The sequence below is a fragment of the Nonomuraea antri genome, from assembly GCF_013283785.1.
GTDB lineage: Bacteria > Actinomycetota > Actinomycetes > Streptosporangiales > Streptosporangiaceae > Nonomuraea > Nonomuraea antri.
The window spans coordinates 1-6058 of the sequence record NZ_JABCPZ010000377.1; the positions used below are offsets into that span (position 1 = coordinate 1).

Below are 6058 nucleotides of genomic sequence, written 5' to 3' on the forward strand. Positions count from 1 at the left end.
CCCCAGAACCCCTGACCCCGTTACGTCCGCAGGCCGCCTCCTGACTCCATTACGCCGCCACCATAGGCTCCTCTAACACGATTCCCGCAAGCCACCGCCTGTCCAGGTACCGGCCACATCGCTGCTCGCCTGCCTGACGGACGCGCACCGCGGCGGCTTGCCCAGAAGGCGGACCGCACCACGGCCGCCCCCGGACGAGCCCGCTGTCCAGGGGCTGGGTGGTTGCTGCCTAGGGGAACGACTGGCCGGCCGCCAAGCGTGTGGGCGGGCCTCGCCCCCTATGGGCGGCCGCGTCCCCGAGATGGCTGCGTCCCGCAAGTCGCTGCGTCCCGCAGGACTGCGTCCGGGAAATGGCCGATTCCGTGTAGCCGACGCGTCCGTTGAGGAGGCGGGCGCGGGAGGTCGGCGGCGGTTCAGCGGATGCTGATGGGTCAGGGGCGGTTGGGGCGGAGGGTCCAGGTGATCGTGAAGGTGGAGACGACCGTGCCTTCGGCGTTCTTGATGTCCACCGCCACGTCGAATTCCGGCCGCTCCCCCGCGTCCAGCTTGTCGATCACTTCCTGGCGCGTCACCAGCAGCCGAGCCTCCGCGTACGTCTCGCCCATGGCCAGTTTCCGATACCCGATGGTGGCCGTGGTGGCCAGCGGGACGGCGCGGGAGAGCTGATCGCCGAGAGCGGAGAGCATGGCGGCGCCGGAAGCCGACTCGGCGAGCGTGAACAGCGCTCCCGCGTGCGGTCCCGCGACGTGGTTGTGCAGGTCCGGACGGTCGGGCAGACGGCACACGGCACGGCCGTCCGCGACCGAGTCGAAGGTGATGCCGAGGGTGCGGGCGAAGGGAACTGTTTGCAGCAGGAAAGCGCCAACGTCGAGAGACATGAGATACATGCTACTGGCGAGTAACTGAGGCGAGAGTTACGAGAAAAGGGGCGAAGGTGACTGATGTTCTCTATGCCCGGCACGGTAGCGTGGGCGATCGTGCAGGGTTATAACGATGATCTACGCCTCGCGCATGTCATGGCGGACGCCGCCGATGACCTGACCATGCGACGGTTCAAGGCGGTCGACCTCAAGGTCGAGACCAAGCCCGATCTGACGCCGGTCAGCGACGCCGATCGAGCCGTGGAGGAGGCGATCCGCGGCACGCTCCGGCGCGCCCGGCCGCGTGACGCGGTCGTGGGCGAGGAGTTCGGCAAGACGGGCTGGGGCGCCAGGTCGTGGATCATCGACCCGATCGACGGCACCAAGAACTACGTGCGGGGCGTGCCCATCTGGGCCACGCTGATCGCGCTCATGGAGTACGGCAAGGTCGTCGTCGGCCTGGTCTCGGCTCCCGCGCTCGGCCGTCGCTGGTGGGCGGCCACCGAGGGCGGCGCGTGGACGGGCAAGAGCCTGACCAAGGCGTCCAGGATGAACGTGTCCTCGGTCGGGACGTTGGGTGACGCGTCGTTCTCGTTCTCCGACATCGAGGAATGGGAAAAGGCCGGGCGGCTGGAGAATTTCCTGGACTTGTCGCGGAATTGTTGGCGGAGTCGGGGATATGGGGATTTTTGGTCTCACATGATGGTGGCGGAGGGGGCGGTGGATCTGTCCGCTGAGCCCGAACTGTCGCCCTGGGACATGGCGGCGCTCACCGTCATCGTGGAGGAGGCCGGTGGCGTTTGGACCGACCTCTCCGGGGTGAAGGGGCTGGAGGGCGGCAGCCTGGTCTGCAGCAACGGCGTCCTGCATGACGAGGTGCTCGCTCGGCTCAACGGGACGGCTCGCTGACCGACAGGACCCCTGCGGGTCAGACCTGGCCTCCAACCCTCGGTAGGAGGACCCGCCCTGGAGCGCTTGTCATCGCGCCCTTTGGGCATCCAGCCACTCTCCGATGGGCTGAGCCCCACTATCCGAAGCCCGACCATCCCCATCCGAAGCCCGACCAGCGGTGGTCCAGCCATCCCCTGTCCGACCGGAGCCCAACCCCGCACCACCGGGAGCCCAACCCCGCACACCGGGAGCCCGGCTCCGGCCCCGGGCCGAGGACCCCGGCCGGCGGGCTGCGAGCCTGACCCTGCCGGGTGACCGATGGGCGGTGGGGCGATGGGTCGGGCCTCCTGATCAACGGGTGGTGTGAGGGTCCCAAGGCGGGGCCAGCCCGGGGCCACCCGGGACCGGCCCGGAGCCGGCTACTTCGGCACGCACGCCTGGCCGCGCGGCTACTCCGGCACCGGTGCCAGGCGACCGGCCGCTTCAGTACCGGATCTGGGTATCGGGCTACTTCGCTACCGGTCCCGGGCAGGATGCCACTTCAGCGCCGGTCCTGGGTTGCGGGCTACTGCGGTGCCGGCCCCGGCAAGGTGCCACGTCAGCGCCGGATCTGCGCAGCGGGGGCCACTGCGCTACCGGTCCCGGGCAGGATGCCACTTCAGCGCCGGTCCTGGGTTGCGGGCTACTGCGGTGCCGGCCCCGGCAAGGTGCCACGTCAGCGCCGGATCTGCGCAGCGGGGGCCACTGCGCTGCCGGTCCCGGGCAGGGTGCCACTTCAGTGCCGGTCCCGGGCAGCGCCGGGTTACTTCGGTGCCGGTGCCGGGCGGCGGGTCAGGAGGCCGGCCTGGGACTGGATGGTGCTGGTCGCCGCGTCCAGCCGGTCCCCGTCCTTGATGGTGGTGTTGTCCTCGTACGTGACCCCGGCCGGCGGGTTGTCGTGGCCCAGCGGGTCGGCGTCCCAGAAGTTGCCCCGGTAGACGACGTTCTCCAGCGGCGGCCCGACCTCCAGCACGGCCGTGTTGTCGGCCCGCATCACGACGTTCTCCTCCACCCTCACCCACGAGGCGCCGTAGTCGGTGTACAGGCCGAAGTTGTACGGCGTGCGCGTGTCCTTGATCACGTTGCCGCTGATCAGCGCCCCGGTGTCGTGGGAGTCGCCCTGCGATCCGGCCAGGTAGACGCCGCCGCCGTCGGCCAGCACCTGCATCGTGTCGACGGTGAGGTTGCGCAGGATGCGGTTCCCCCGCCCCTCGCCCACCACGATGCCGCAGTGCGGCACGTTCGTGATCTGGTTGTGCGCGATGACGCACCCCCGTGTGCCGTGCGTCGACACGCCCGGCGAACCCGTGTACTCGACGCCGACGTGCTGGATCAGATTGTCCTCGATCAGGGTCGACTCGCTGCCGGTGACCGTGATGGCGGTGGCCGACAGGTCGTCGAAGTCGCAGCGGCGCACGGTGAGCCCGCTGCCGCCCGACACGCCCAGTCCGGAGGCGCCCAGCCGGGTGAACCGGCAGCCCTCGATCTCCACGCCGCTCGTCTCGGCGAACGTCACCGACGCGGGGATCGCGGCCGACGTCGTCGGGTACGTCACCGACGCACCCTCCCCGATCACCGCCGTCTCCACGCCGCCGCCCTCGTAGTAGCCGTTGCCGTGGTAGTGCAGGAACCCCTCGGGGCGGCTGGGACGCAGCCAGGTCGCGTCCGCGAAGGTCAGGCCCTTGAACGAGACGTTTCGCACCCGCGTCGCGATCAGCAGCGTCTCCAGCGCCGGGGCGATCACCGTCGTGCGCTCGGGATCCTCGCCGGGAAGCGGCAGGTAACGCAGGACGTGACGGCCGGGACGCGAACGGTCGAGCGTCCAGGTGCCCGGCTCGCTGAGGAAACTGGAGTCGTTCTCGATCCTGGTCGGCAGGCCGGGTCCGTGCGAGGTCTGGCCTTCCCAGGTGGAGTTGTACAGTTCGTGAGCCCAGTCGAACGCGGGCTGCGCCATGGTGATCACGGTCTCGCCGGCTTCGGTGGAGATCGCGGCGACGCCGCAGCGGGCCTCCGTCCATGGGTAGACGCCGCGATAGACGAACTCGACGTCCGCAGGGCTCCGCCAGTCGCGCGGTTCGCCGCTGTCCGTTACGTAACCCGTTACGGTGGCGTTCACGGTGCCGGGCAGGCCGGTGATGGCGGCGCGGGCCGCCCGGCGGCCGTCCACGTAGAGCTGCCGCGTGTCGAGGTCGCCTACGTTCGCCAGCCAGAGGCCGTCTTCCACCCGCCAGTCGGCGATGCGCCGGCCCCCGCTGATCACGACGTCCTCCTGGCCGGGGGTGTTGTAGCCGTAGGCCTGGTAGGTGACTCGGTGACCGTCCTGCCCGGGGTCGGCGGAGTCGGCTTCGGTGAGCTCGAAGGGGCTGGTCAGTGCGTACGTCCCGGCGCGCAGGTGGACGACGACGTCGCCGGACGTCTCCCGGGCCGCGGAACGGGCGCGCTCCAACGTGGCGAACGGACGATCAGCACTGCCCGGCCACGTATCGTCGCCGGAGGGAGCGACGTGGAACTGGAACATCAGGATCCCCTTTGCTGTTTATGGTGTACACGTAGTAGTACACCATAAACAAGGAAGGTGGCCAGTGGTGAGCGGGGACGAGGAGAACGATCCCGACCGCGGGGTCGAGCTGTTGTGGCGCGCGGCGGAGCACGGGCACGAGCCGCGTCCGGGGTTGAGCCTGGGCAGGATCGTGCGGGCCGGCATCGAGATCGCCGACGCCGAAGGGCTGGCCGGATTGTCGATGCGCAAGGTCGCCGACCGGCTCGGGTTCACCACGATGTCGCTGTATCGGCACGTGCCCGGACGCGATCAACTGGTCGACCTGATGCGGGACGAGGTGCTGGGCGAGCATCCGAGCGTCCGCTCCTCGGAGGGCACCGGACCTGCGGGAACGCCCGACGACCGGGCCCCCGAGACCGCCACGCCTGGGCTGGACGGACATGAGCCCGCGAACGGGCCGGAGTCCGCGAACGGGCTGGCTTTTGCGGGCGAGCCGGAGTTCGCGGGCTGGCCAGGCGATCGGGGGCTCATAAGCGGGCCGGGTGAACGGGAGCCTGCAGGCGGGCCGGGTGATCGAGAGCTTACGGGCGGGCCGGGCGATCGAGAGCTTACGGACGGGCCGGATGAACAGGAGCTTGCGGACGGGCCGGGTGAACGGGAGCTCGTGGGCGGGCCGGGCGGTCAGGAACGCGCGGACGGGTCTGGAATGGTGGGACGCGCCGCATCGGCGACCCCTCAGGGCTGGCGGGAGCGGATGGAGAGCTCCGTCCGGCAGGCATGGGAGATTCGCAAGCGGCATCCCTGGCTGGCCGAGGTACGCGGCTCGCGGCACGTTCCTGGCCCCAATTCCGTCGCGTACTACGACCATCTGCTGGCCACGGTCATGGGTACCGGGCTCAGGCCGTCCGAGGTGATCGCGGTCGTCGGCCTGGTCGGACGGTTCGTGGACGCCGAGGCGCTGCTCCTGGTCGAGGCGGCCGAGGAGGAGCGGCGCAGCGGCGTGAGCGAGGAGGAGTGGTGGGGCGCCCGCGGCTCGCTCTTCGAGCGCCTGGACCGCTATCCCACCATTTCGGCCCTGTGGACGGCCGGTGGCTGGGACGAGCCCGAGGACCCCTTCGAGTTCGGCCTGCGCCGGCTCCTGGACGGCATCGAAGCGCTCATCCAAGAGCGCGGCGACCACGGCCGCCAGGACCTCGGCGGAACCGGGATCCCCGGCGGCCGCCACCAGCGTCATCCGGGCGATGAGCGGCGTGACGAAAAGCGTGACGAAACGTCTGTCTGTGAGGAGTGCGGGGCGCCGCTGGAAGCCGCGCCGTCCGGGCGACCGCGCGTCTACTGCTCCCGCGCCTGCCGCCAACGCGCCTACCGCAAACGCCAATCCAACTGACCACTCCCCCAAGCCACCGCCGAGCCCACCCGCCAGTCCTACCGCCTGACCGCCCTATCGCCGGCAGAGCATCCGACCGGCAGCCGTTCAACCAGAAGGCCGCCTGACCAGCAGGCGCTCAGCCCGCAGACCCGCCTGACCGGCAGACCGGCAGACCGGCAGACCGGCAGACCGGCAGACCGGCAGACCGGCAGACCGCCAGCAGACCACCGAACCGCAGCCGCTCAACTAGAGGACCGCCCAATTAGCAGGTGCTCAGCCCACAGCCTGCCTGACCGGCAGACCGGCAGACCGCCTGGCCGCTCGACCCTCGACCCTCGACCCTCGACCCTCGACCCTCGACTATGGCCACCCGAGCACGGCCACCGGCCACCCCACGCC

4 protein-coding genes are annotated in these 6058 nt (G+C 70.3%); 2 read left to right on the forward strand and 2 right to left on the reverse strand.

The window, feature by feature from the left end:
- Positions 1–431 precede the first annotated feature (431 nt).
- Positions 432–878, reverse strand: a complete 447-nt coding sequence (locus tag HII36_RS52560; RefSeq protein ID WP_173530919.1) for a DUF4442 domain-containing protein — start codon at positions 876–878, stop codon at positions 432–434.
- A 63-nt stretch (positions 879–941) separates the two neighbouring features.
- Between HII36_RS52560 and hisN the strand changes: the two genes are divergently transcribed.
- Positions 942–1769 carry a histidinol-phosphatase gene (gene hisN / locus HII36_RS52565; protein ID WP_217371060.1) on the forward strand — a complete coding sequence of 276 codons (828 nt, stop codon included), beginning with the start codon at positions 942–944 and terminating at the stop codon, positions 1767–1769.
- 784 nt (positions 1770–2553) lie between these two features.
- Here hisN and HII36_RS52570 read toward each other — a convergent pair.
- The gene (locus HII36_RS52570) at positions 2554–4308 is read right to left on the reverse strand and encodes a right-handed parallel beta-helix repeat-containing protein (RefSeq protein ID WP_173530921.1); all 1755 of its coding nucleotides are present in this window, start codon (positions 4306–4308) and stop codon (positions 2554–2556) included.
- A 67-nt stretch (positions 4309–4375) separates the two neighbouring features.
- Between HII36_RS52570 and HII36_RS59060 the strand changes: the two genes are divergently transcribed.
- Positions 4376–5677: a TetR/AcrR family transcriptional regulator C-terminal domain-containing protein gene (locus HII36_RS59060; RefSeq protein ID WP_328808292.1), complete on the forward strand. Its 1302-nt coding sequence runs from the start codon at positions 4376–4378 to the stop codon at positions 5675–5677.
- Positions 5678–6058 lie beyond the last annotated feature (381 nt).